The organism is Mycoplana sp. MJR14, from assembly GCF_029210525.1.
Taxonomy (GTDB): Bacteria; Pseudomonadota; Alphaproteobacteria; order Rhizobiales; family Rhizobiaceae; genus Mycoplana.
In genome coordinates, this window is sequence record NZ_JARGEO010000003.1 from 23,645 (window position 1) to 46,812 (window position 23,168).

The window sequence follows — 23,168 nt, forward strand, 5'->3', positions numbered from 1 at the left end:
TTCTCTATAATGGTCTCCGGCGGGCATGGCTGCCCGGCTGATGTCCGGCTTGCGTCGATATCGCGAGCCGGGCTTCCAGAGGAAGGATGATGACGATGAGCAACGTGGATGCCTTCGGCAAGGCCGGTTTCGGCCACAAGCGCGAACCGCATGCGCGAGGTGGAGCGCCCGTCCGGCGCCGGACGCTCGACGGCATTGTCTGCAATGCGGTCGCGGGCGCGGCCATCCTCTTCGTTGCGGCGCTGGTCCTCGGCCTGATCGGCTGATCCCGCTGAACGATCCCGACACGCATTCTCTCATTCGCCCGCCCTCGGCGCGACGACGCGAACCTCAGAGGTTCCACATCCTCCTGGCATTGCCCCGGTAGAGTTTTTCCCGTTCGTCCTGCGCGCACGGGCCGAAGATGGCCTGGGTCGCCGCCACCCATGTCGAAAGGCCGCCGCCCTTCGTGCAGACCGGCCAGTCGCTCCCCCAGACCACGCGATCCCAGCCGAAACTGGCAACGATGTGCTCGGCATAGGGGCGGATGGTCTCGACCGTCCAGCTCTGCGGGTCGGCATAGGCGACGATGCCCGAGATCTTGGCCATCACGTTCGGCCGCCGTGCGATCTCGCTGATCCCCCGCTTCCACGTGTCGAGTTCCCCCGAGACGATATCGGGCACGCCGCAATGGTCGAGGACGAAGCGGACGTCCGGGGCGCTGTCGATCAGGGCGAGCGCCAGCGGCTGCTGGCGGGCCAGCATGCAGATGTCGAAGGTCAGCCGGCTGCCGGCCATGCGCCGGAGGTTGTCGCGAAACAGCGCCTGCTCGGAAATGTCGTCGGGGACGACGTGAAGGACGCGCCGGAAACCCTTCACGAAGGGATCGGCCTCGCATTTTTCCAGATAGGCGGCAAAGCCCGTCTCCTCCGGCCGGCAGGCGGCGATGACGCCGGCGATCAGGTCCCCCTGCGCGGCGGCGAGGCCGCGGACCATCTCGGTCTCGACCTCGATGTCCGAGGTCGCCACGTCCACCTCCATGTGCAGGGCCGCCTCGATGCCGAGGCGCTTGGCCTCTTGCGCATATTCCGGATAGGTGAAGTCGCGGTTCAGGTCGCCGGCGCCCGAAAGCCAGGGATAGGCGAGCCGCGACTGGTCGATCAGGTGCAGGTGGGTGTCGATGAACATGGCTTCCTCCCTCGTGGTGCCGCTTCCCGTCGGCAGGCCTTCCCAGGGCCTCTCTGCCGGACACGTCGCGCGACTTTAGAAAATTCGGGGCGCCATGTCCTACAGGAAAGAGCGATTTCAACGACTTGGCGGCAGGAAATCGCATCGTCCCGGTCTCGACGTCACCCGATTGTGATCCGGCCTTTCATGTCGTTGGAATTGCGCAGCTTTTCCTTGGGTGGCAGGATCGCCGAAACGCGACTGCGCGAGCGGCCCGCCTCCGGGGCGTGGCGCTGCGCGCCGAACGGCATATCGAAACGGGCGCGGAGCACGGCGCCCCCGCATACCGACGTATAGCTGCGCAATCCGCCGAACCTGCGTCATCTTCTTCCTGTCGAGTTGGCCTCGCCGGCCGGGCGGGCTGTCCAGGGCCCGTCACTCACAGGTCATGGAGAGATGAAATGACAGATGACGACATCTCGCGGGGCACCGGTCCCCTGCGGCGGGACGTGTTGGCGCTCGGTCTCGGAGCGAGCGTAGCCACGGCGCTCCCGCATTTTGCAATGGCTGCCACAACGCACGACAACAAGGAAAGGAGACAACACATGGGCATGGTGAAGACAAAGGACGGGGTTGAGATATTCTACAAGGACTGGGGCCAGGGGCAGCCGATCGTCTTCCATCACGGCTGGCCGCTGAGCAGCGACGATTGGGACGCCCAGATGATGTTCTTCGTCGAGAAGGGCTTCCGGGTCGTGGCCCATGACAGGCGCGGGCACGGCCGTTCGAGCCAGGTCAGCGACGGCCACGACATGGATCACTACGCTGCGGACGCCGCAGCAGTTACCGAGCATCTCGATCTGCGCAACGCCGTCCATATCGGCCACTCGACCGGCGGCGGCGAGGCCACGCGCTATGTCGCAAGGCACGGCAAGGGCCGGGTCGCCAAGCTCGTGCTGATCGGCGCCGTCCCGCCGATCATGGTCAAGACGGCCGCAAATCCGGGCGGCCTGCCGATCGAGGTGTTCGACGGTTTCCGCAAGCAGCTCGCCGCCAACCGCAGCCAGTTCTACCTCGACATCGCCAGCGGCCCGTTCTACGGCTTCAACCGTCCGAACGCCGAGGTCTCGCAGGGCGTGATCCAGAATTGGTGGCGCCAGGGCATGGAGGGCGGCGCCAAGGCGCAGTACGACGGCATCAAGGCATTCTCGGAGACCGATTTCACCGAAGACCTGAAGGCGATCACGGTGCCGACCCTGGTGATGCACGGCTCCGACGACCAGATCGTGCCGATCGACGATTCCGGCCGGCTGTCGTGGAAGCTGGTCCAGAACGGCACCCTCAAGGTCTATGACGGCTACCCGCACGGCATGTGCACCACACATGCCGACGAGATCAATGCGGATCTCCTGGCCTTCATCCAGGCAAACGGCTGATCCTTGCGCGAGGGACGCTCGCCCGCGGTGACCGTCCCTCGCTTGTGCTGCCGCTCGGCCCGCACGGTCCCGGCAATCGCGAAAACGCCCTGCGGCTCCGACTGCACCGGGATCGGCGCCTTGCGCCTGCGCCACCCGGAGAGGCGAAAAAGTTCACCCGCCCCGTCGTCCCGGTTGGCCGCCCTTCGATGAAGTCATGCGCGCGCCTGTCCGGTCGTCCCAGCCGACCTAACCTTTGCGCCAGCTTGGCGCTGCCGGCGACGCCCCCTAGGGTGATGCACAATTCGTTGTGGCGGTCCCACAAGCCGCGTGTTCGGTCCCTGTCGCTGCGCAGTCCGGCGGGGAGCTTCACGCGCCTTTCCCACCCGGGCGTGAAAGCCTCGGTGCATGAGAGCCGCCAGAGTGCCGTCATCGCCAAAAGGAGGTTTGCCATGCTGCAGAGGCTTTCCGCAGCGGAAACAACCCCGATCATCAACATCGTCGATGACGACGACACCGTTTGCGATTCGCTGGTCGATCTGTTCGGCTCGTTCGGGATCCTGGCCAACGCGTTCGGCGGGCCGGCCGAGTTTCTCGCCGGCTTCGACCCCCAGCGGCCCGGCTGCATCCTTCTCGACGTCAACATGCCCGGGCTCAACGGCCTCGAACTGCAGGCAAAGCTCTCCGAGATGGGCTGCCGGCATCCGGTCGTCTTCATGACCGGAATTGCCGATGTGACCGTTTCGGTCGATGCGATGAAGGCCGGCGCGACCGATTTTCTCCTCAAGCCCTTCGACGGCGGAAAGGTGGTGGCGGCGGCCATGCATGCCATCCGCCTGGACGCCGAGCGGCGAAGCGCGTCGCAACTGGCCGAGGAGGCCAGAAGGCGCGCCGAGAAGCTGACGCCCCGCGAGCGCGAAGTCTTCAAATACGTGGCCGATGGTCTTTTGAACAAGCAGATCGCGCACGAGCTGGGTGTCAGCGAGATCATGGTGAAACTGCACCGCGGACGGATGATGAAGAAGATGGGGTGCCGCTCGCTGATCGATCTCGTCCGCCGCTATGACCTTCTGGTCTCCACGGCGCCCGGCGGCCCCGTCTCTACAAACTGAGGTTGCTGATCCGCCCCGCCTGTCGGCATCCCGGTCTGTTGACAGGGGCAAAATGTGTCCTTTATGTATAAAGTACAGATTGAGAGTCGAAGCGCTGCCGCGCCGGCCGTGGCCGTCGGGGTGTGCCCTCGCAGGCAGCGCAGAATGGGAGGAAAAGATGACCCGGATCACCGGCATGCGCGTGTTCGACCTGCGGTTTCCGACGTCCAGGAGCCTCGACGGTTCCGACGCGATGAACCCGGATCCGGACTATTCGGCCGCCTATGTCATCCTCGACACCGACCAGCCGGGCGTCAGCGGCCACGGGCTGACCTTCACGATCGGCCGCGGCAACGACATCTGCTGCATGGCGATCAGGGCGATGGAGCACCTCGTCGTCGGCCTTGACGTCGACGACGTCCGCAAGGCGCCCGGCAAGTACTGGCGTCATCTCACGGGGGACAGCCAGTTGCGCTGGATCGGCCCCGACAAGGGGGCGATGCACCTGGCGACGGGGGCGGTGGTCAATGCGATCTGGGACCTGCTCGCCCGTCTGGCGGGCAAGCCGGTGTGGCAGCTCGTCAGCGAGCTTTCGCCGGAAGAGATCGCCGACATCGTCGACTTCCGCTACCTGACGGACGTGCTGACGAGGGACGAGGCGATCGCCATCCTGAAGAAGGCGGAAGCGGGCAAGGCGGAACGGATCGAGACGCTCAAGCGCGAAGGCTATGCCTGCTACACGACGTCGGCCGGCTGGCTCGGCTATCCGGAGGAAAAGCTGCGGCGGCTCTGCAAGGAAGCGGTCGATGCCGGCTTCAACCATGTCAAGATGAAGGTCGGCCGCGATCTCGACGACGACATCCGCCGGCTGACGATCGCACGCGAGGTCATCGGCCCGGATCGCTACCTGATGATCGACGCCAACCAGGTCTGGGAGGTCGACCAGGCGATCGACTGGGTCAACAAGCTCGCATTCGCCCGGCCCTACTTCATCGAGGAGCCGACCAGCCCGGACGACATCGCCGGCCATCGCAAGATTCGCCAGGCGATCGGGCCGGTGAAGGTCGCGACCGGCGAGATGTGCCAGAACCGCATCATGTTCAAGCAGTTCATCGCCGAAGGCGCGATCGACATCGTCCAGATCGACAGCTGCCGCATGGGCGGGCTGAACGAGGTTCTGTCGGTGCTGCTGGTTGCGGCGAAGTACGGCCTGCCGGTCTGGCCGCACGCCGGCGGCGTCGGGCTGTGCGAATATGTCCAGCATCTGTCGATGATCGACTATGTCGCCGTCTCCGGCACGAAGGAGGGCAGGGTGATCGAATATGTCGATCACCTGCACGAGCATTTCATCGATCCCTGCGTCATTCGCGCCGCCGCCTACATGCCGCCGTCGCGCCCCGGTTTCTCGATCGAAATGAAGCCGGAATCGATTGCCGAATTCACGTTCCGATCCTAAAAGGTGATCGTCGCATTCGGGGCGGCGCCGCGAGGCGGGCCGCCCCTCCGCATGTAGGGGGAAGAGTTGAGCCAGATCCTGACGATTGCCGACCTCAAGGCGCGCGCGAAGCGGCGCGTACCGAAGATGTTCTTCGACTATGCCGATTCCGGCGCCTATACCGAAGGCACCTACCAGGCGAACGAGGAGGACTTCCACAAGATCAAGCTGCGCCAGCGCGTGCTCGTCGACATGACGAACCGGTCGCTGGAATCGACGATGATCGGCGAGAAGGTCTCGATGCCCGTGGCGCTGGCCCCCACCGGGCTGACCGGCATGCAGCACGCCAACGGCGAGATGCTGGCAGCCCAGGCGGCCGAGGAATTCGGGATCCCCTTCACGCTCTCCACCATGAGTATCTGCTCGATCGAGGATGTCGCCTCGGTCACCACCCGGCCGTTCTGGTTCCAGCTCTATGTGATGCAGGACCGCGACTTCGTGCTGAACCTGATCGATCGCGCCAAGGCGGCGAAATGCTCCGCGCTGGTGCTGACGCTGGATCTGCAGATCCTCGGCCAGCGTCACAAGGACATCCGCAACGGCCTTTCGGCGCCGCCGAAGTTCACGCCGAAGCATATCTGGCAGATGGCGACGCGGCCGCTGTGGTGCATGCAGATGCTGGGCACGAAGCGGCGCACCTTCGGCAACATCGTCGGCCATGCCAAGAGCGTCACCGATCTGTCGTCGCTGTCGGTGTGGACCTCCGAGCAGTTCGATCCGCAGCTCTCCTGGAAGGACGTGGCCTGGATCAAGGAGCGCTGGGGCGGCAAGCTGATCCTCAAGGGCATCCTCGACGAGGAGGATGCGCGCATGGCGGTCTCGACGGGCGCGGACGCGATCATCGTCTCCAACCACGGAGGCCGGCAGCTCGACGGCGCCCCCTCATCGATCAGCATGCTGCCGCGGATCGTCGATGCGGTCGGCGGCCATGTCGAGGTGCATCTCGACGGCGGCGTCCGCTCGGGGCAGGACGTGCTCAAGGCGCTGTGCTACGGCGCGAAGGGCACCTATATCGGCCGGCCGTTCCTCTACGGGCTCGGTGCCGGTGGCAGGTCCGGGGTGAAGCAGGCGCTGGAGATCATCCGCAAGGAACTCGACATCACCATGGCGCTGTGCGGCGAGCGCGACGTCCGCAACCTGTCGCGCCGCAACCTCCACCAGGCCGTCTGAGGCCCTGGTCAGGGCCGTCCGGAATCGCTCCATCGATTAACATTAGTTTAAGCTAATCCTTTTTGATGGGGCGTCCGGAATTGCGAGGGCCGCCAAAGGGGCGCAAACTCCCTTCGTTCTAACGGAGGGAAGCATCCATGACGGATCGCAGACAACTCGAAAGGACTGTCCGCGCGTTCTACAGGGCACGTAACGACAATGACATCGACGCGATCATGGATTGCGTCGATCCAAGGGCCAGCTTCCGCATCACCGGCAGCTACAGGCTCGGCCCTTTGACCCACATGGTCGAGGGCGAGACGGAGATCAGGGCACGGTTCAGCGACCTGATGGCAACCTGGGATCTTTCCGACATGGAGGTCGAGAGCGTCCATGTGGACGGGGACACCGTGCTGGTCCACCGCAGCGGACCGATCCGCTTCATTCCGAAGGATATCTTCATCGATACCGAGATGATGGACAAGCTGACCTTCGAGGACGGCCGCATCATCGAATACACCGAGTTCGTGGATACGCTGATGGCGGCGGAGATGGTCGGCTTCGTCAAGCCGTCCGGCATCTGGACCGGCGTTTCGGCCATGCCGGTCGATCCGCTTGCGGACGAGCGGCCCAACGCCTGATCTTCCGGCGGTTCGCCCTTGCGGCCCCGGAGTCGGCTCAGACGACTTCGCCGTAGAGCGCGCGCTCCAGCGCGGTGACCTCGGCGGCGAAGCGGCGGTATTCCGCACGCTTCAACGCAAGCAGGACGAAATGCAGCCGCTCGCCGAGGGCCTCCTTCAGGAAGGCGGAGCCTGCCGCCTTCTCGATGGCGCTGCGCCAGTCGGGGGCAAGCTGATCGTCCGCGCCTTCGGCATAGGCGGTCGTCTGGCCGCCCGGATCGGCCCTGGCCGCGATCCCCCGCTGCATGGCCGCAAGCACGGTGGCGCCGACGAGATAGGGATTGGCGTCGATGCCGGCGGCGCGCTGCTCGAGGTGGCGGCCGGCAGCGGGCCCGGCCGGGATGCGCACGGCGACCGAGCGGTTGTTGGTGCCCCAGGTGGGCGCGGTCGGCGCATAGCTCTGCGCCGCGAACCGCCGCCAGGAGTTGAGGTGGGGCGCAAAGACGAGCATGGATTCCTCCATCGTCTGAAGCAGCCCGGCCACCGCCTGCGTCAGCATCGGCGACAGGTCGCCGCCGCGATCGGCAAAGAGGTTCTCGCCGGTTTCGTCCGTGAGGCTCGCATGCACATGCATGCCCGATCCGGCGCGGCCGGCAAACGGCTTGGCCATGAAGCAGGCCATCATGCCGTGGCGGACCGCGACGGCGCGCAGCAGGCGCTTGAGCATGGCGAGGTCGTCCGCCGCCCGCAGCGCCTTGCCGTGGCGCAGCGTCAGCTCGAACTGCCCCTGCGCATATTCCGAGATCATCGTCTCGACGGGCAGGCCTTGCGCCTCGGCGGCGCGGTAGACCGCGTCGATGAACGGCTCCAGCCGATCGAGCTCGCTGACCCCGTAGACCTGGATGCCCTCCGGCCGCTCGCCGGTGAGCGGCAGCCGCAGCGGCTGGAAATGGCCGGCGGCATCCCGCTCGCGGTCGAGCAGGTAGAATTCGAGCTCATAGGCGAGCACCGGGTGAAACCCTTCCGCGCGCAGCATGGCGTCCCGCCGGGCCAAGGCATGCCGCGGATCGGCCGCCATCGGCGTGCCGTCGAGCTCGTAGAGCGCCAGCCGCACCTCGCCGCGCGGCGGATCGGTCCAGGGCAGGGGCACGAGCGAGCCGGGAACGGGCCAGGCGCGCCGGTCGGCATCGCCGTCGGACCAGACGAGGCCCGTCTCCTCCACATCCTCCCCGGAGACGTCCAGGCCGAGGATCGACCCCGGCAGGTGGCGGCCGGAACGGAAGATCGCCAGCAGCTCGTGGCGGCGGATGATCTTGCCGCGGGCAATGCCGTTGAGGTCGATCAGGACGAGATCGAACGACCCGATCTCGGGGTGCGCGGCCAGGAAAGCCTCGGCCTCGGCGATGTCGGCCACGCCCTCCGGCCGGGCGGCGGTATCCGTCGTCATGCCTGTTCCCTCCCGCTCAGCCGTGCCAGCACGCTGCCGAATGCCCCCACCAGCCCGTCGGCCTGCCCGGCCGAAAGCGCCGGGCTGACGAGGACCATATTGTGGAACGGGGTGAGGAGATAGCCGAGATTGAGCATGGCGAGATGCAGCGCCTGTTCGATCGTGTCGGACGCCGCTTCCCGTGCCTCCTGCGCATTGCGCACCGGCCGCGGCGAGAACACCACCTCGATCCGCGCCCCGACGCGCGACACCGTCCAGCCGAGGCCGTTCGCGGCGATCGCCGTCCTGAAGCCGGTCTCGATCCGGTCGGCGCGGGCGTTCATGATGCGATAGGCCTCGTCGGTCATCACCTCCTCGAGACAGGCGCGCAGGCAGGCGAGCTGGATCGCGCTGCCGGACAGGGTCGTGCCGATGCCGGAATGACCGTGGCCGCTCTGCAGGCTGCGCACGGCGCGCAGGCGGTCGGACACCGCCTCCGTCATGCCCCAGACGCTGACGGGAATGCCCCCGCCGATCGGCTTGCCCATCACCATCAGGTCCGGCTCCAGCCCGTGCAGGCGCGTGTAGCCGCCCGGACCGCTGGAGATCGTGTGCGTCTCGTCGATCAAAAGCAGCGTGCCGGCCTCGCGGGTCAGCCGCCGCAGCGTCGCATGGAAGCCCGGATCGGGCAGGATCATGCCGCAATTGGTCATCACCGGTTCGGCCAGCACGCAGGCGATGTCGCCGCCGGCGAGCGCCGCCGCAAGGGCGGCCTCGTCGTTGAAGGGAACCGAGACGGTCAGGTCCCCGAGATCGCGCACCTGGCCCAAGAGGTTGCGGCGCGAGACCGTCCGCCCGTCCACAAGGTCGACGAGCGTGTCATCGACCGCGCCGTGATAGCAGCCGTCGAAGACGAGCAGCCTCGCCCGGCCGGTCACCGCGCGGGCGATGCGGATGGCGAAGCGGTTGGCGTCGCTCGCCGTCGCGGCGAGCTGCCAGCGCGGCAGGCCGAAGCGCTCGGCGAGCAGGCGGCCCACCACGGCAGCGTCGGAAGAGGGAAGCATCGTCGTCAACCCGCGCCGGCCGGCATCGGCAAGCGCCCGCAGCACGGGCTCCGGCCCGTGCCCGAACATCGCCCCGGTGTCGCCGAGGCAGAGATCGGTGACGGAATTGCCGTCGATATCGGTCAGCGTGACCCCGGCGGCGGTGTCGATGACCGGCGGGAAGGGCGTCGGCCAATCGAGCATCCAGTGCTGCGGCACCCCGTCGAAGAAGCCGGGCCCTGCCGCGGCGTGGACGGCGGCCGTCCGCGGCCGCCGGCTTGCGAACACGCTCCGTTCCTTCTCGATCAATGCCGCCGCGCGGGCCTCGAGATCGGCCATCCGCACCGGCGTTTCCGCTACCCCCGTCAGCATGAAGCACACTCCTCGAAGCCCGTGCCGCGACCGGCCCGCCTTTTCGGTCTCGGTCGGCTAATGTGATCACTTATATTGAATTGTGATCGCATCGGTCAATGTGTCTGTGGGTTGCCGGGCAACCTGTTCCGGTGGCCATGGCGGCCGCCTGTCGCAAGGCTGCGGCCGACGCCGTCCGAAACATTTCGTAACAATTCTTTGCACATCCGTGCCAGCCCGGGCTGTAAGTCAGTCCCGGCGTGGGCCGAACTGCTCGGGGGCGTGATCCCCTGGAGCCGGCGGGGATTGGCGTGTCCGCCTGTGATCTCCGGGACGTTGACGCTCATGTCGACGAATAACTGCAGTTTCCCATCCGGAATTGTCGTGGTCACCGAGGTTTGATCTGGTTGAATCTCCTGCTTCTGTCGTACCGAGCGCCTGTTGCCGAAGCCATTTCCAGCATCATCCGCGCCGGGGGCCACGATGTGACCTGCGTGTCGGACCCGGGTTCCTTGCGCGAGGCGCTGCGGCGGGAGGCTTATGCGGCGATCGTGACCGAAACGCCGCTGGTCGGGATGGCGCGTGCGCATGCGAACCTGCCCGCCATCAACATCGATGCCTTCATCTACGGATTGTCGGACCCGATGCGCGAGACGGGCACCGCGGGCGCCAGGTTCGACGTCGAGGCCTTTCTCGGGCGCCTGCGCTATGTGGAGCGGCATCAATTCAAGTAGCCGGGACGGGGGGCGGTCACTTCGCGGCTTGCCTTCGATGGCAATAGCCGGAACATATCGGGGCATCCGATGCTCGCGCATACGGGAGCGGGTTCAATCATGGAGCAGGCATGCAGCAGAATTCCGCCGGCGCGCACATACTGATCGTCGAGGACGATCCGGACATCGGAAAGCTTCTTGCCCTCACCATGCAGGAAAACGGCATGCACGCGACGGTCCTCGAGGATGGCAGCCGCATCCAGTCCCACCTTCGCAGCATGGCCTGCGACCTCATCGTCCTCGATGTCATGTTGCCGGGGGAGGACGGGCTGACGATCTGCCGGCGCATTCGCGCCGAGAGCACGACCCCGATCATCCTTCTCACCGCATTGGGAGAGGAGGTCGACCGGATCGTGGGTCTCGAGGTCGGCGCCGATGACTACATCACCAAGCCCTTCAGCCCGCGTGAGGTGGTCGCGCGCATTCGCAGCCTTCTGCGGCGCGCCTCCTACGGTCTGGTCGCCTCTTCGAGCCGGCGTCCGCTGGTCTTCGATGGCTGGCGGCTCGATCCGCTGCGCCGCCAGCTTCACGATCCGAGCAGTGCGCGCATGGCGCTCACGACCACCGAGTTCGATCTGCTGCTGGCCTTCTGCCGCAATCCGGGCCGGGTGATTTCCCGCGAGGAGCTGCTGACTCTGACCCATTCCGGCCTTGCAGGCCCGATCGAGCGAAGCATCGACGTCCATATCAGCCGCCTGCGCCAGAAGATCGAACCCGACCCCCGGGAGCCGAAGCTCCTCCAGACCGTGCGGCTCGGCGGCTACATCTTCACCGCGCACGTCGAAGAGCTCGGGCTGCCATGAACCTGCCGTGCCACCGGATCTCGAGAGCGACATGAAATTCCGTCCCCGCCTTCCCTTCTGGTTCTCGACCGTGCACGGGCAGATCACGGCCATCGTGCTTCTCGGCCTGCTCGTCGTCATCATCGGCGGCCCGGTGGTGGAGCGCTGGTCGCGCCGGGAGACCGGATTTCTGGACATGGAAGACATGGCCGGGCGGGTCCATGCGCTTGCTACCATCCTGAAGGCTGCAACGCCTGCCGAGCGCGAAGTTCTGCTCGACACGGCGCGGAGGAGCGGTTGGGACGTCACTCTGCAGCCGCTCTCGCTTGCGGACGCATTCACGACGTCGTCATCGTCGGAAGGCCTCTACGATAGCGTCATCGATACCTTCTTTCCTTCCGATGGCGCGCAAAGGCCGCTGGGAGGGTGGAGGACGTTCTACGAGGGGCGCCGTGTGGTGGCCGCCAAGGTCGATGATCGGACCATGGTCGTCTTGGGAAACCTGCCGACCGCCCTGTTTCGTGTCGAGGTCGTGCAGCAAGGATCGTACTATGTCGTGTCGCTGGTCACGCTCATCGGGCTGTTTTCGGTCTTCTCCGTAGGGGCGATCACGCGGCCGTTGCGGCGCATCGCTTCGACCGCAAGAGATGCCGATCTCCTCCCGGGACCGACGATCTTCGAGGAGCGCGGCAGCGTCGAGATCGTTGCCGTGGCGCGCGCGCTCAACCAGATGCGCGGTCGGATCGCGACGATGCTGGAATCGCGGACACGGATGCTGCGCGGCATAAGCCACGACCTGCGAACGCCGCTGACGAGGCTGAGGCTGCGGATCGAGCAACTGCCGCAACCGGATGTGCGCGAGGCGCTTCTGGCAGATGTTGACCATCTCGACCGCCTGCTGAAGGAGAGCCTCAGCTATCTGCGCGATACCCACCAGCGCGAGGCGGTCGAACGCGCCGACCTGGCGGCGACGCTCCAAACGATCTGCAACGAATTCTGCGACGTCGGACACCAGGTGACCTATTCCGGTCCCAACCGGCTGATTGCGGCTTTTCGGCCGCTCGCCATCGCGCGTGCCCTCACGAACCTCTGCGAGAACGCGACGAAGTTCGGCGACAACGTCACCGTCGAACTGCGCTCGAACGCTGGAGGCATCGTCATCGATGTCGCAGACGACGGCCCCGGCATTCCCGAGGAGCATCTCGGGAACGTCCTCGAACCCTTCTACAAGGCCGACAGCGCGCGCAGCGGCGACACGGGCTTCGGGCTCGGGCTCTCGATCGTGTCCGAAATCGTCGAGGCCCATCACGGCCGCCTGGAACTGCAGGCCCGGCAGCCGAACGGGCTGATCGCGCGGATGATCCTGCCCGTCCGCCCGTGATCGGGCCGATCGCCTCACGCACCGGGCGCCGCCGCAACCTCCGGCAACAATTCGTAACATAACATTGCGCGCAAGCGGCGGGCGCTGCCGTAGTTCTTCGGGCCGGTTCTCAACGGAGCGGCCCGGCATGTCCAGTTCGAAAAAAGTCCATGGGTTCATAAATTTATCCGAGCCGGAGGCGTCGCGCGGCCGCGGCGCCGACGCGCTGGAAAGACATCTCTCCACCGTGCTTCTGCTGCTCGTCGCGGCCAGTGCCGTCTTTGCGGTGTTTCCCCAGCTCGATCTCGAATTCTCGCGCCTGTTCTTCGACGGGGAGCGTTTTCCGCTGGCCGACAACGCGCTTCTGGAGGCCTTCCGGACCGTGCCGGTGGGCGTCGGCGGCTTCATCGTGATCGTCGCACTGCTGTCCTTGATATCGCGTCGCTTTCGCGCGCGTCTCGGAATCCGGGCCCGCGATGCGCTGGTGCCGATCGCGACCTACGGATTGGGGGTGGGGCTCGTCGTCAACGAGATCCTCAAGGAAACGATCGGGCGGGCCAGGCCGCGTGACGTGTGGGAGTTCGGCGGCGACAGCGGCTTCACCTCCGCATGGGTCATGTCCGATGCGTGCCAGACGAACTGCTCGTTCACGTCGGGAGAAGCCGCGGGTGCCATCGCCATGTATTCCATGTTGGCGCTGTTCTCGCCGGCGTCGTCCTTCCTGCGGCGTGCGGCCGGCGGGGTGATCTGCATGACGGCCGCAGCACTCGGTCTCAACCGGATCGCGGTCGGCGCTCACTTCCTGTCCGATGTGGTGCTGTCGGTGCTAATCACGCTGGCGATCATGCTGGCCGCGAGAGCAGCCCTGCAGGGCCCGATCGGCAGCTTTGTCGACCGGCGGGCATAGGGGGGCATGCCTCCGGAGACCGCGCCAAAGCGGCCCGGTCACCGCAAACCGAAGGCCTTTGCCAGATGATCACTGAAGGCTCTCACGCGCGGCGTGATGTCCCCACGTGTCGAAAAAGACATGTTGAGGGCGATCGGCCTGCGGATCGTGCCCGCCAGGACCTGCCGTAGCACTCCTGTCGACACATCCTTCTCGCAGATGCCGCAGGGAAGAAGGCCGACGCCGTGACCGAGCAGCGCCAGCTCCCGGATCATCAGGAAGCTGTTCACCTCGACGGCGGCCTGCGGGAAGCTTGTCCCTTCCGTCATGCAATCCGCCACGAGTTCCCGGGTCGTCTCCAGCGGCAGGAACAGCGCCTGCACATCCGACAGACTGTCCGGCTCGCCATTCTCGGCGATCCAGTCGGGATGGGCGAAGAAACCGACGTGAAATTCGACCAGTTTCCGGATGACGACGCACTGGCCGCTGGACGCTCCGATCCGGATGGCCAGATCGATGTTCTCCTCGATCATGTCGAGGACATCGTTGGTCAGCTTCACGTCGAAGCGGACGTCCGGATGGATTCTGCGAAACGACGTCATGGCCTCGGCCAGAGGCGCGTACGGGAAATCGGCCGGCGCCGTCAGCCGGATCGTGCCGCGCAGCGTGTCGCGGCCATCGCTGATCTGATCGAGCGCCTGATCGAGCATCGAAAACGGCTCCTCGATCCGGTCATAGAGGGCACGTCCGTCGTCCGTGAGCGAAATCGCACGGGTGGAGCGCCGCAACAGCCGGGTGTCGAGTTGATCCTCGAGGGACTTGACCCGCAGGCTCACTGTCGACCGCGGCAGGCCGAGGCTGCGTGCTGCCGATGCAAACCCGCCCCTTTTCACCACCTCGATGAACGTGGCCAGATTGTCTAGTTTCGCCATTGTCCAGTTTTCCGATCGCAAACGTCAGAAAAGACCGTCTAGTCTGTGCGGAGATCCGCTGTCAAACCGCCGATCTCTTGGCAAGTGAAGAGGAAGATATGACACAGCGTGACCAGTATTCCGGCATCGTCACCGATGACGGCATGAGCGTTGGCCGCTGCGCGAGTGCCATGGTCCGTTCCGGGAGGCCGGCTCGGAGGTCGTGGGAGCCGTTGCCGATGTCTCGATGCCTCTGGGTTGGGCTTGTCGTTTCCGTGTTCGCCCTGTCGGGCTGTCAGGGCGGTGGTTCGTCCGCGGCCGCAACCGGGGCCGGATCGAAGCCGAGAACCCAGGAGGATGCGATGCAGAACCTGAACGCGCTGCAGGCATCCAACAAGAAGATGATGGCTGCCGGCGTCGATCCGACCGGTCTGGCCAAGACGGCCGTGATGATGGATACCATGCAGCGGACGAAGCAGTTCCAGGACGATCTTCCCCTCATGCAGGCCGAGACCAGGAAGAACCTGATGGAGGCCTGCAGCTATCAGCCGTCGATTCCGGAGTGCAAGGATTTCCGGCCGGGCCAGCCTGCCCCGGCATGGCTCTCACGCTAACCGGCGCCTGAACCCGCTTTTGTGGCAACCGGTGCCTTCGACAGGCGACCTCTCCTTCCGAACAACTCAAGATCCGAAAGATCCGTCATGACCCGCATCTGGCGAACCCGCCTTCTTGTAGCCGCCCTTTTTGCCGCAGCCGCCTTTCTGCTTTTCATCGGCATGCCTGCCGCCATCGATCGGGACGCGCCCGACGCCGCCACGCCGGTCCAAGCCGCCGAGGAGGATGCGGATGACATGGAGGCAGCACTCGCGATCGAACAGTCCAAACAGGACGCGATGCAGGCCATCCAGCATCAGCTTTCCAGGCCGTTTGCGGATTTCACCGAGGCGTACGAGACGACGATCCGCGAGCGGCAGGAGAAGGCCGCGCTGCTGGTCCAAGCCATCGTCGTTCCTGGCGACTGCAACGTCGGCGGTCTCGCGGGCATCGCGAAGGCCCCGGACGAATTCGTCAGGTCGAGGGCGCTGAAGGACGGCAGGAACGAGCTGGAGGCCACCCGCGCAAAGCTCGTGGAGGACGCCCGGACCCTGCAACTGGAGCTTTCCTCGGATGCCCCTCCTATCGTGACCGACGACGTCGTCGGCCTGATGGACCGCACCGTGCAGCAGATCGGGACGATCAACGCGGACTACGCGCAATTCTGCACCGACGCGCAGCGAAAGATCTCCGAGCTGCCGGCATCGGATGGCGCGAACATGATGGCCCTGTCGACCAGTCTGCAGGGCAGGGAGGCGGAAGCCGCCAAGCAGATTGAGCAGATCATCGAGACCATGAACAGCGACGTCGATGCCGTCGACGCGGTGCTGGTGAACTGGCTGGCGGATCCAGTTCGGCGGGCGATGGCGAACTAAGTCCTGCCCCTGGGCGGTCGATCCTGGTCCGGCGACGGGAGACAGGCCCGCAAGGCTGCGGCGTTCAGCGCCGCGCGGCGCGGGCGAGCTTCTGTTCGCGGAAGAAGATGAACAGGCCGGAGGCGACGATGCAGCCGGCGCCGATCATCATCGCGGCGCGCGGCACGTCGCCGAAGAACAGCCAGCCGAACAGCACCGCCCAGATCAGCAGCGTGTACTGCAGCGGCACCACGGTTGCGGCGTCGGCGAGCTTCAGCGACCGGTTCACCAGCATGTGCGCGCTCATCGCGACGATGCCGAGCAGGCTAAGGAGAGCGAGGTCGAGCGGCGGCACCGGCGTCCAGTTCTCCGGGTGGACGGCGATGCCGGCGATCGAAACGACCACCGCGGCCGCCATCTGCCAGAAGACCAGCGTCGTATCCGGCGTCGCCCTGAGCGAGCGGCTGAAGATGATCGCGAAGGAATAGGCGACGCTGCCGCCGAGCGCGATCAGGGCGGGCAGCTTCAGGCTTTCCGCAGACGGCTCGAGCGCGATGACCACGCCGGCAAAGCCGATCAGGATCGCCGTCCAGCGCCGCCAGCCGACGTGCTCGCCGAGCATCAGCGGGGAAAGAGCGGCGACATAGATCGGCGCGGCCAGCCAGTAGGTCATGGCATCGGCCAGCGGCATGTAGGCGACGGCGAAGTAGAAGGCGGTCGCCTCGACGGCGGAGAGCAGGGCGCGCAGCACCTGCAGGCGCGGACGGTCGACCCGCACGATCCGGTGCCAGCCATGGCGCCAGAAGAAGGGAAGCAGCACCGCGAGGGCCGCAAGGCTGCGGATCAGCATGACCTGCTGGGCCGAATAGGTCGCGACGAGCCATTTCCCGAGCACGTCGTTCAGGGTGAACATCACCATGCCGAGCAGCATCAGGGCCACGCCGAGGCGCGTTCCGCCGGCATGGGAAAGGGAAGGGGCTGTGACGTCCGTCATGATCGAGGTCCGGCGGTTTGGCGTCGCGCCGGCATGGACCTGCCCGCAGCGAGAATGGGATCACCGGCTGTCCCACATTCCGGCCCCTCAATCCAGTCAGCAAAATTGATGGCTTCATCAGGACCGCGCATGAAGCATCGCCGCCATTGTCGAAAAGCGTGGCGGCACCGTTGATCCGGCCGCCAAGCAGTGAAATGTTCGGCGTCGAGGAAGAGGCGCGAACCGCCGGCCGGTTCGCCGCGCAGACACGGACAGGGAAGAGACGATGGCAGGAAACATGCAGGACCGCGGTCGCCGGTTGCGCTCGCAGGAGTGGTTCGACAACCCCGACCACATCGACATGACGGCGCTCTACCTCGAGCGGTTCATGAACCAGGGGATCACGCCGGAGGAGCTGCGGTCGGGAAAACCGGTCATCGGCATTGCCCAGAGCGGCAGCGATCTGACGCCCTGCAACCGCCATCACGTCGATCTCGCCAAGCGCGTGCGCGACGGCATCCGCGATGCCGGCGGGATCCCGATCGAGTTTCCGACGCATCCGATCTTCGAGAACTGCAAGCGGCCGACGGCGGCCCTCGACCGCAACCTCGCCTATCTCGGCCTGGTGGAGATCCTCTACGGCTATCCGCTCGACGGCGTCGTGCTGACGACGGGATGCGACAAGACCACGCCGTCGGCGATCATGGCGGCCTCGACGGTCGACATTCCGGCGATCGTGCTGTCCGGCGGGCCGATGCTCGACGGCTGGCATGAGGGCGACCTCGTCGGCTCGGGCACGGTGCTGTGGCGCTCGCGCCGCAAGTATGCCGCAGGCGAGATCGATGCGGTGGAGTTCGTCGATGCGGTGATGGATTCGGCCCCCTCGATCGGCCACTGCAACACGATGGGCACGGCCTCGACGATGAACGCGCTCGCCGAGGCGCTCGGCCTGTCGCTGACGGGTTGCGCTGCGATTCCCGCCGCCTATCGCGAGCGCGGGCAGATGGCCTACCGGACGGGCCGGCGCGCGGTCGAACTGGTGATCGAGAACATCCGGCCTTGCGACATCCTCACCCGGGCGGCCTTCCTCAACGCCGTGCGCGTCAATTCCGCGATCGGCGGCTCCACCAATGCGCAGCCGCATCTGGCGGCGATGGCCAAGCATGCCGGCGTCGAGCTGCGCCCGGAGGACTGGCAGGAGCACGGCTACGACATTCCGCTGCTCGCCGACGTGCAGCCGGCCGGCCGCTTCCTCGGCGAGCGCTTCCACCGCGCCGGCGGCGTGCCGGCGATCATGCGCGAACTGCTCGACGCCGGCAGGCTCGATGGCAGCTGTCCGACGGTCACCGGCAGGAGCGTGGCGCAGAATCTCGAGGGACGGCAGGCGACCGATCGCGAGGTGATCCGGCCGTTCGACCAGCCGTTGAAGGAGCGCGCGGGGTTCCTGGTGCTGAAGGGCAACCTGTTCGACTTCGCGATCATGAAGACCAGCGTGATCTCGGAGGAGTTTCGCGCGCGCTATCTCAGCGAGCCGGGCCGGGAGGGCGTGTTCGAGGGACGGGCGATCGTGTTCGACGGCTCGGAGGACTATCACCGGCGCATCAACGATCCTGCACTCGACATCGACGAGCGCTGCATTCTCGTCATCCGCGGCGCCGGCCCGCTCGGCTGGCCGGGCTCGGCGGAGGTGGTCAACATGCAGCCGCCCGACCATCTCCTGAAGCGGGGCGTCACCAGCCTGCCGACCATCGGCGACGGACGCCAGTCGGGGACCGCCGACAGTCCCTCCATTCTCAATGCCTCGCCGGAAAGTGCCGCCGGCGGCGGGCTCGCCTGGCTGCGCACCGGCGACAGGATCCGCATCGATCTCGCGACGGGACGTTGCGACATGCTGGTGGACGAAGCGGAGATCGACCGGCGACGGAAGGACGGCATCCCGCCGGTCCCCGCCGATGCGACGCCCTGGCAGCGGATCTACCGGAAGACCGTCACCCAGCTGTCCGACGGCGCGGTGATCGACGGGGCGGCGGAGTTCCGCGGCATCGCTGCGACCCCGCCGCGGCACAACCACTGAAGCCGCGGCAGACAGCGGGCCGGACGGACGGGCAAGGCGTGTTCGCCGGCCGCCTCAGCCGACAGCCTTCGCCGGCGCCGGCCCGTCGGCAAGACCGCCGGCGTCGCGGTCATCGTTGCCGGCGGTGGTGCGGGCAGCCAGCGCGCTGCCGATGGCGATGAGCACCGGATTGTCGAAGCCGATCTCCGCAATGCCGTCGGCCAGCCGTTCCAGCGTGCCGCTCCATTTGCGCTCCGTCGGCCGGCTGACGTCGCTGATGACGATCGCCGCCGTTGCCGGCGGCAGGCCCTCGGCCACCAGCCGGTCGGCGATCAGCGCCGCGGTGCGTCCGCCCATGTAGAAGACCGTCGTGGTGCGCGGGTCGGCGACCGAGCGCCAGTCGACGTCCGTCGGCAGGCCGCCGTGGCGCGAGTGGCCGGTGATGAAGCGGACCGACTGGGCGTGGTCGCGGTGCGTCAGCGAGAGGCCGAGCCGCGAGGCCATGGCGCTGGCGGCCGTGATGCCGGGGATGACGTCGACGGCGATCCCCTCGCGGTCGAGATGGGCGATCTCCTCGCCGGCGCGGCCGAAGACCATCGGATCGCCGGATTTCAGCCGCACGACCCGCTTGCCGGCCTTGGCGAGCTTGACCATCGTCGCGTTGATGTCCTCTTGGCGGCAGCTCTCGCGCCCGCCGCGCTTGCCGACGAGCAGGCGCTTGGCTTCCCGTCGGGCGAGCTCGAGCACGTCGTCCGAGACGAGGTCGTCGAAGAGGATGACGTCGGCCGCCTGCAGGGCGCGGACGGCTTTCAGCGTGAGGAGTTCGGCGTCGCCGGGGCCCGCGCCGACCAGCGTCACGCGGCCGGCGGAGGGGGCTGTGGCGATCCTTTCGGCGTCTGCGAGAAGCGCCCGGCCGGCGCTCTTCTCCGGCGCGGCGACCGTGGCGAAGGCCCGGTCGACGAAACGCTCCCAGAAGGCGCGGCGCTGCGGGCCGGGCAGCAGGCTTGCATTGACGCGCTCGCGCAAACCTTGCGCGAGTTCGGCCCAGGACTTGAGGCTGCGCGGCAGCAGCGTCTCGATCCGGCGGCGGATCGCCTGCGCGAGGATCGGTGCGGCGCCGTCGGTGGAAATCGCAACGACGACGGGCGAGCGGTTGACGATCGATCCGAACTGGAACTGGCAGAAGGCCGGCTTGTCGATGACGTTGACGGGGACGCCGGCGGCCCGGGCCGATTCGTAGAAGCTCCGGGCGTCCGCATCGTCCTCGCAATCGGCGATCGCCAGCGCGGCGCCAGCGAAAGCGGCGCTGTCCCAGTCCCTCGGGTGATGGACGTAGCCGCCGGGGCGATCGGTGCTGGCGCCGTCTGCTCGCGGGGCGAGCGCCGCTCCGCCCTGGGCGTCTCCCATCAGCGCCGCGAATGTCTCGGAAAGCTCAGGCGCGTAGACATGCACCTCGGCGCCGCAGGCGGCCAGCAGCTCGGCCTTCCAGGCGGCGGCATCGGAGCCCCCGGCGACGATGGCCCGTTTGCCCTGCAGCGACCAGAAGACCGGCAGCTTCGCAAGTGCCTCCATGCGGGCGGGAGCGTCATTCCGCTGCGGCTGCAAGGCATCCATCGATGATCCCCCTGATCTCGGCGCGGCAGGAGCCGCAATTGGTTCCGGCATTGGTCTGCTTGCCGACGTCGGCGACGGTGTGGCAGCCGCCGCGGACCGCGGCGACGATCTGGTTGACGCCGACGGAGAAGCACGAGCAGACGGTCGCGCCCGGATCGGGCCGGTCGGCGCCGGGGCGGCCGGCGACGAGGGTGAAGCGCTTGCGTAGGTCGCCATGTTCGGCGCTCAGCTGCGATACCGCCCAGTTGCGCGCGACCGCCACCGGCTCGCGGGCGAGGAAGAGGGCGGCGAGCAGCCGGTCGCCGTCGAAGAAGGCGAGCCGGAGGTCTCCGGTCTGGCGGTCGGCATAGCCGAGCGGCTCGAGGTCGGGGGAAAGGGCGAAGGTGCTGCGGCACCACGCCGCCCAGTCCTCGACCGCCCGGCCGAAGGCGAGTTCGATCCGCCAGCCGCCATCGGCCCTGGCGATGGCCCAATAGTCCGCCTCGGGTGCCGAGGGCCTTTGGGCGGACACGGCAAAGCCGTATGTCGAGGCCGCGAAGGGGCGGGCGGTGACGGCGACGTTCTTCGATGCCGGCTGGCCGGATACCCTGTCGGTGACCGGCGGCACGAGCGCATCGATGCGGGCCTTTGCGGCGAACTGGTCGTTCCAGTGCATCGGCACGAAGATGCTGCCGCGCGCCTGGCGGTCGGTGACGAGGGCGCGCACGATGGCCGTTCCGAGCGGGCTCTCGACCTCCACGAGGTCGGCATTGGCGACCCCGATGTCCATCGCGTCGCGCGGATGGATCTCGGCGAACGGCTCGGCGATATGGGCGGAGAGGCGGGCGCTCTTGCCCGTCCGCGTCATCGTGTGCCACTGGTCGCGGATGCGGCCGGTGTTGAGCGTGAAGGGGTAGGCGGCGCTGGTGCGGTCCGTCTCGGCCGGCACGGCGGGGACGAAGCGCGCCTTGCCGTCGGCATGGTAGTAACCGCCTTTCGCGAAGAAGCGCGTCGTCGCCGGCCTGCCGCCTTCGGGTTGCGGCCACTGGAACGGCGCCAGGGCGTCATAGGCGGCGTGTCCGATTGCGGCATGGGCGCCGATGTCGAAATCGCGGCTGCCGTCGTTTTCGAAGGTCGAGAGGCGCGCGTGCTCGCCGAAGATGTCCGAGGGCGAGGCGTAGTCGAAGCCGGAATAGCCCATGCGACGGGCCACTTCGGCCAATTGCCACCAGTCGGCGCGGGCATCGCCGGGCGCGGCGAGGAACGGGCGCTGGCGCGAGATGCGGCGCTCGGAATTGGTGACGGTGCCGTCCTTCTCGCCCCATCCGATGGAGGGCAGCAGCACGTGCGCGTGGCGGGCGCTGTCGGTCGTCGCCAGCATGTCGGATACGACGACAAAGGGGCAGGCCCGGATCGCCGCCTCGACCGCGCCGGCATCCGGCATCGAGACGACCGGGTTGGTGGCCATGATCCACAGCGCCTTGATGCGACCGTCGGCCACGGCCTGGAACATGTCCACCGCCTTCAGTCCCGGCCGCCCGGCGATCGTGGGCGACTGCCAGAAGCGCTGCACGCGGTCGCGGTCCTCGGCGTTCTCGATCGCCATGTGCGCGGCCAGCATGTTGGCGAGGCCACCGACTTCGCGGCCGCCCATGGCGTTCGGCTGCCCGGTCAGGGAGAAGGGCCCCATGCCGGGACGGCCGATGCGGCCGGTGGCGAGGTGACAGTTGATGATGGCGTTGACCTTGTCGGTGCCGGAGGCGGACTGGTTGACGCCCTGGCTGTAGCAGGTGACGACCTTCTCGGTCCGCTCGAACAGGCCGAAGAACTGGCGGAGCTCGCTGGCGCCGAGCCCGGTCCGCTCCATCAGCGCGGGAAACGTCATCGTGCTCGCAGCGGCGAAGGCCTCCGCAAAGCCGGCCGTGTGGGCCGTGACATAGTTCTCGTCGATCGCCGTGCTCTTTGCCAGGTGCGCCAGGAGGCCGTTGAACAGGGCCACGTCGCCGTCCGGGCGGATGGCCAGGTGCAGGTCGGCGATGTCGGACGTCATCGTCCGGCGCGGGTCGATGACGACCACCTTCATGCCCGGCCGCGCCGCCTTGGCGGCCGCCAGCCGCTGGTAGATGACGGGATGGCACCAGGCGAGGTTCGAACCGGTCAGGATCACCAGGTCGGCAAGCTCGAGATCCTCGTAGGTCCCGGGCACCGTATCGGCGCCGAAGGCGCGGCGATGGCCGGCGACGGAGGAGGACATGCACAGGCGGGAATTGGTGTCGATGTTGGCCGAGCCGATGAAGCCCTTCATCAGCTTGTTGGCGACATAGTAGTCCTCGGTCAGCAACTGGCCGGAGACGTAGAAAGCGACCGAATCCGGGCCGTGCTCGGCGATGGCCCCGGCGAAGCGTGTTGCCACGAGATCCAGCGCCTCGTCCCAACCGGCCCGCCTGCCATCGATTTCGGGATGGAGCAGGCGCCCGTCGAGGTCGATGGTCTCGGCGAGCGCCGAGCCCTTCGAGCACAGGCGCCCGTAGTTCGCCGGATGCTCGGGATCACCCTTGACGGAGACACGGCCATCGTCTTCGACGCGCGCGATCACGCCGCAGCCGACGCCGCAATAGGGGCAGGTGGTCCGGGTTTCAGTCGGCATTCGGGG

21 protein-coding genes are annotated in these 23,168 nt (G+C 67.0%); 13 read left to right on the forward strand and 8 right to left on the reverse strand.

Going from position 1 to position 23,168, the window contains the following annotated elements:
• Nucleotides 1-95: 95 nt before the first annotated feature.
• Nucleotides 96-266: a hypothetical protein gene (locus tag P0086_RS08160; RefSeq protein ID WP_162702321.1), complete on the forward strand. Its 171-nt coding sequence runs from the start codon at nucleotides 96-98 to the stop codon at nucleotides 264-266.
• A 64-nt stretch (nucleotides 267-330) separates the two neighbouring features.
• Here P0086_RS08160 and P0086_RS08165 read toward each other — a convergent pair whose 3' ends face one another.
• Entirely contained in the window at nucleotides 331-1,167 is an 837-nt protein-coding gene (locus tag P0086_RS08165; protein ID WP_148191019.1) for an amidohydrolase, read from the reverse strand.
• A 161-nt stretch (nucleotides 1,168-1,328) separates the two neighbouring features.
• Nucleotides 1,329-1,511 carry a hypothetical protein gene (locus P0086_RS08170; RefSeq protein WP_148191021.1) on the reverse strand — a complete coding sequence of 61 codons (183 nt, stop codon included), beginning with the start codon at nucleotides 1,509-1,511 and terminating at the stop codon, nucleotides 1,329-1,331.
• A gap of 240 nt (nucleotides 1,512-1,751) precedes the next feature.
• Between P0086_RS08170 and P0086_RS08175 the strand changes: the two genes are divergently transcribed.
• The 5 genes from P0086_RS08175 (at nucleotide 1,752) to P0086_RS08195 (ending at nucleotide 6,937) form a co-directional block, all read left to right on the forward strand.
• Nucleotides 1,752-2,582 (forward strand): alpha/beta hydrolase, encoded by an 831-nt coding sequence (locus tag P0086_RS08175; RefSeq protein WP_148191023.1) that lies wholly within the window; start codon nucleotides 1,752-1,754, stop codon nucleotides 2,580-2,582.
• A 245-nt stretch (nucleotides 2,583-2,827) separates the two neighbouring features.
• On the forward strand, nucleotides 2,828-3,673 hold the full coding sequence (locus tag P0086_RS08180; RefSeq protein WP_275784484.1) for a response regulator: 846 nt from the start codon (nucleotides 2,828-2,830) through the stop codon (nucleotides 3,671-3,673).
• A 157-nt stretch (nucleotides 3,674-3,830) separates the two neighbouring features.
• On the forward strand, nucleotides 3,831-5,108 hold the full coding sequence (locus P0086_RS08185; protein ID WP_148191025.1) for an L-fuconate dehydratase: 1,278 nt from the start codon (nucleotides 3,831-3,833) through the stop codon (nucleotides 5,106-5,108).
• 66 nt (nucleotides 5,109-5,174) lie between these two features.
• The gene (locus P0086_RS08190) at nucleotides 5,175-6,317 is read left to right on the forward strand and encodes an alpha-hydroxy acid oxidase (protein WP_112594750.1); all 1,143 of its coding nucleotides are present in this window, start codon (nucleotides 5,175-5,177) and stop codon (nucleotides 6,315-6,317) included.
• Between the two features lie 137 nt (nucleotides 6,318-6,454).
• On the forward strand, nucleotides 6,455-6,937 hold the full coding sequence (locus P0086_RS08195) for a nuclear transport factor 2 family protein (protein WP_112594752.1): 483 nt from the start codon (nucleotides 6,455-6,457) through the stop codon (nucleotides 6,935-6,937).
• A gap of 37 nt (nucleotides 6,938-6,974) precedes the next feature.
• On the opposite strand, the gene P0086_RS08200 is transcribed toward P0086_RS08195, so the two are convergent.
• Together P0086_RS08200 and P0086_RS08205 are read right to left on the reverse strand one after the other, a co-directional pair.
• Entirely contained in the window at nucleotides 6,975-8,363 is a 1,389-nt protein-coding gene (locus tag P0086_RS08200; protein WP_148150359.1) for a glutamine synthetase family protein, read from the reverse strand.
• Nucleotides 8,360-9,757, reverse strand: a complete 1,398-nt coding sequence (locus P0086_RS08205) for an aspartate aminotransferase family protein (RefSeq protein ID WP_275784489.1) — start codon at nucleotides 9,755-9,757, stop codon at nucleotides 8,360-8,362. Before P0086_RS08205 ends, P0086_RS08200 begins: the two co-directional genes overlap by 4 nt.
• A 386-nt stretch (nucleotides 9,758-10,143) precedes the next feature.
• On the opposite strand from P0086_RS08205, the gene P0086_RS08210 reads away from it, so the two are divergent.
• From P0086_RS08210 to P0086_RS08225, 4 genes are all read left to right on the forward strand, one after another.
• Nucleotides 10,144-10,470 (forward strand): hypothetical protein, encoded by a 327-nt coding sequence (locus tag P0086_RS08210; protein WP_148191029.1) that lies wholly within the window; start codon nucleotides 10,144-10,146, stop codon nucleotides 10,468-10,470.
• Nucleotides 10,471-10,580: 110 nt separating this feature from the next.
• Nucleotides 10,581-11,312 (forward strand): response regulator transcription factor, encoded by a 732-nt coding sequence (locus P0086_RS08215; RefSeq protein ID WP_148191031.1) that lies wholly within the window; start codon nucleotides 10,581-10,583, stop codon nucleotides 11,310-11,312.
• Nucleotides 11,313-11,343: 31 nt separating this feature from the next.
• Nucleotides 11,344-12,672 (forward strand): ATP-binding protein, encoded by a 1,329-nt coding sequence (locus P0086_RS08220; RefSeq protein ID WP_148191032.1) that lies wholly within the window; start codon nucleotides 11,344-11,346, stop codon nucleotides 12,670-12,672.
• Between the two features lie 127 nt (nucleotides 12,673-12,799).
• Nucleotides 12,800-13,558 (forward strand): phosphatase PAP2 family protein, encoded by a 759-nt coding sequence (locus P0086_RS08225; protein ID WP_148191034.1) that lies wholly within the window; start codon nucleotides 12,800-12,802, stop codon nucleotides 13,556-13,558.
• Nucleotides 13,559-13,596: 38 nt separating this feature from the next.
• Here P0086_RS08225 and P0086_RS08230 read toward each other — a convergent pair whose 3' ends face one another.
• Entirely contained in the window at nucleotides 13,597-14,469 is an 873-nt protein-coding gene (locus P0086_RS08230) for a LysR family transcriptional regulator (protein WP_148191036.1), read from the reverse strand.
• A 98-nt stretch (nucleotides 14,470-14,567) separates the two neighbouring features.
• Between P0086_RS08230 and P0086_RS08235 the strand changes: the two genes are divergently transcribed.
• Nucleotides 14,568-15,062 carry a hypothetical protein gene (locus P0086_RS08235; protein ID WP_148191038.1) on the forward strand — a complete coding sequence of 165 codons (495 nt, stop codon included), beginning with the start codon at nucleotides 14,568-14,570 and terminating at the stop codon, nucleotides 15,060-15,062.
• An 87-nt stretch (nucleotides 15,063-15,149) separates the two neighbouring features.
• Nucleotides 15,150-15,917: a hypothetical protein gene (locus tag P0086_RS08240; RefSeq protein ID WP_148191040.1), complete on the forward strand. Its 768-nt coding sequence runs from the start codon at nucleotides 15,150-15,152 to the stop codon at nucleotides 15,915-15,917.
• Nucleotides 15,918-15,981: 64 nt separating this feature from the next.
• Here P0086_RS08240 and P0086_RS08245 read toward each other — a convergent pair whose 3' ends face one another.
• On the reverse strand, nucleotides 15,982-16,890 hold the full coding sequence (locus P0086_RS08245) for a DMT family transporter (protein WP_112595078.1): 909 nt from the start codon (nucleotides 16,888-16,890) through the stop codon (nucleotides 15,982-15,984).
• Between the two features lie 277 nt (nucleotides 16,891-17,167).
• Here P0086_RS08245 and P0086_RS08250 point away from each other — a divergent pair, with 277 nt between their 5' ends.
• Entirely contained in the window at nucleotides 17,168-18,943 is a 1,776-nt protein-coding gene (locus P0086_RS08250; protein ID WP_148191246.1) for an IlvD/Edd family dehydratase, read from the forward strand.
• Nucleotides 18,944-18,997: 54 nt separating this feature from the next.
• On the opposite strand, the gene cysG is transcribed toward P0086_RS08250, so the two are convergent.
• On the reverse strand, nucleotides 18,998-20,536 hold the full coding sequence (gene cysG, locus P0086_RS08255; RefSeq protein ID WP_148191042.1) for a siroheme synthase CysG: 1,539 nt from the start codon (nucleotides 20,534-20,536) through the stop codon (nucleotides 18,998-19,000).
• On the reverse strand, nucleotides 20,508-23,162 hold the full coding sequence (locus P0086_RS08260) for a nitrate reductase (protein WP_148191044.1): 2,655 nt from the start codon (nucleotides 23,160-23,162) through the stop codon (nucleotides 20,508-20,510). The genes cysG and P0086_RS08260 overlap by 29 nt, the downstream gene beginning before the upstream one ends.
• Nucleotides 23,163-23,168 lie beyond the last annotated feature (6 nt).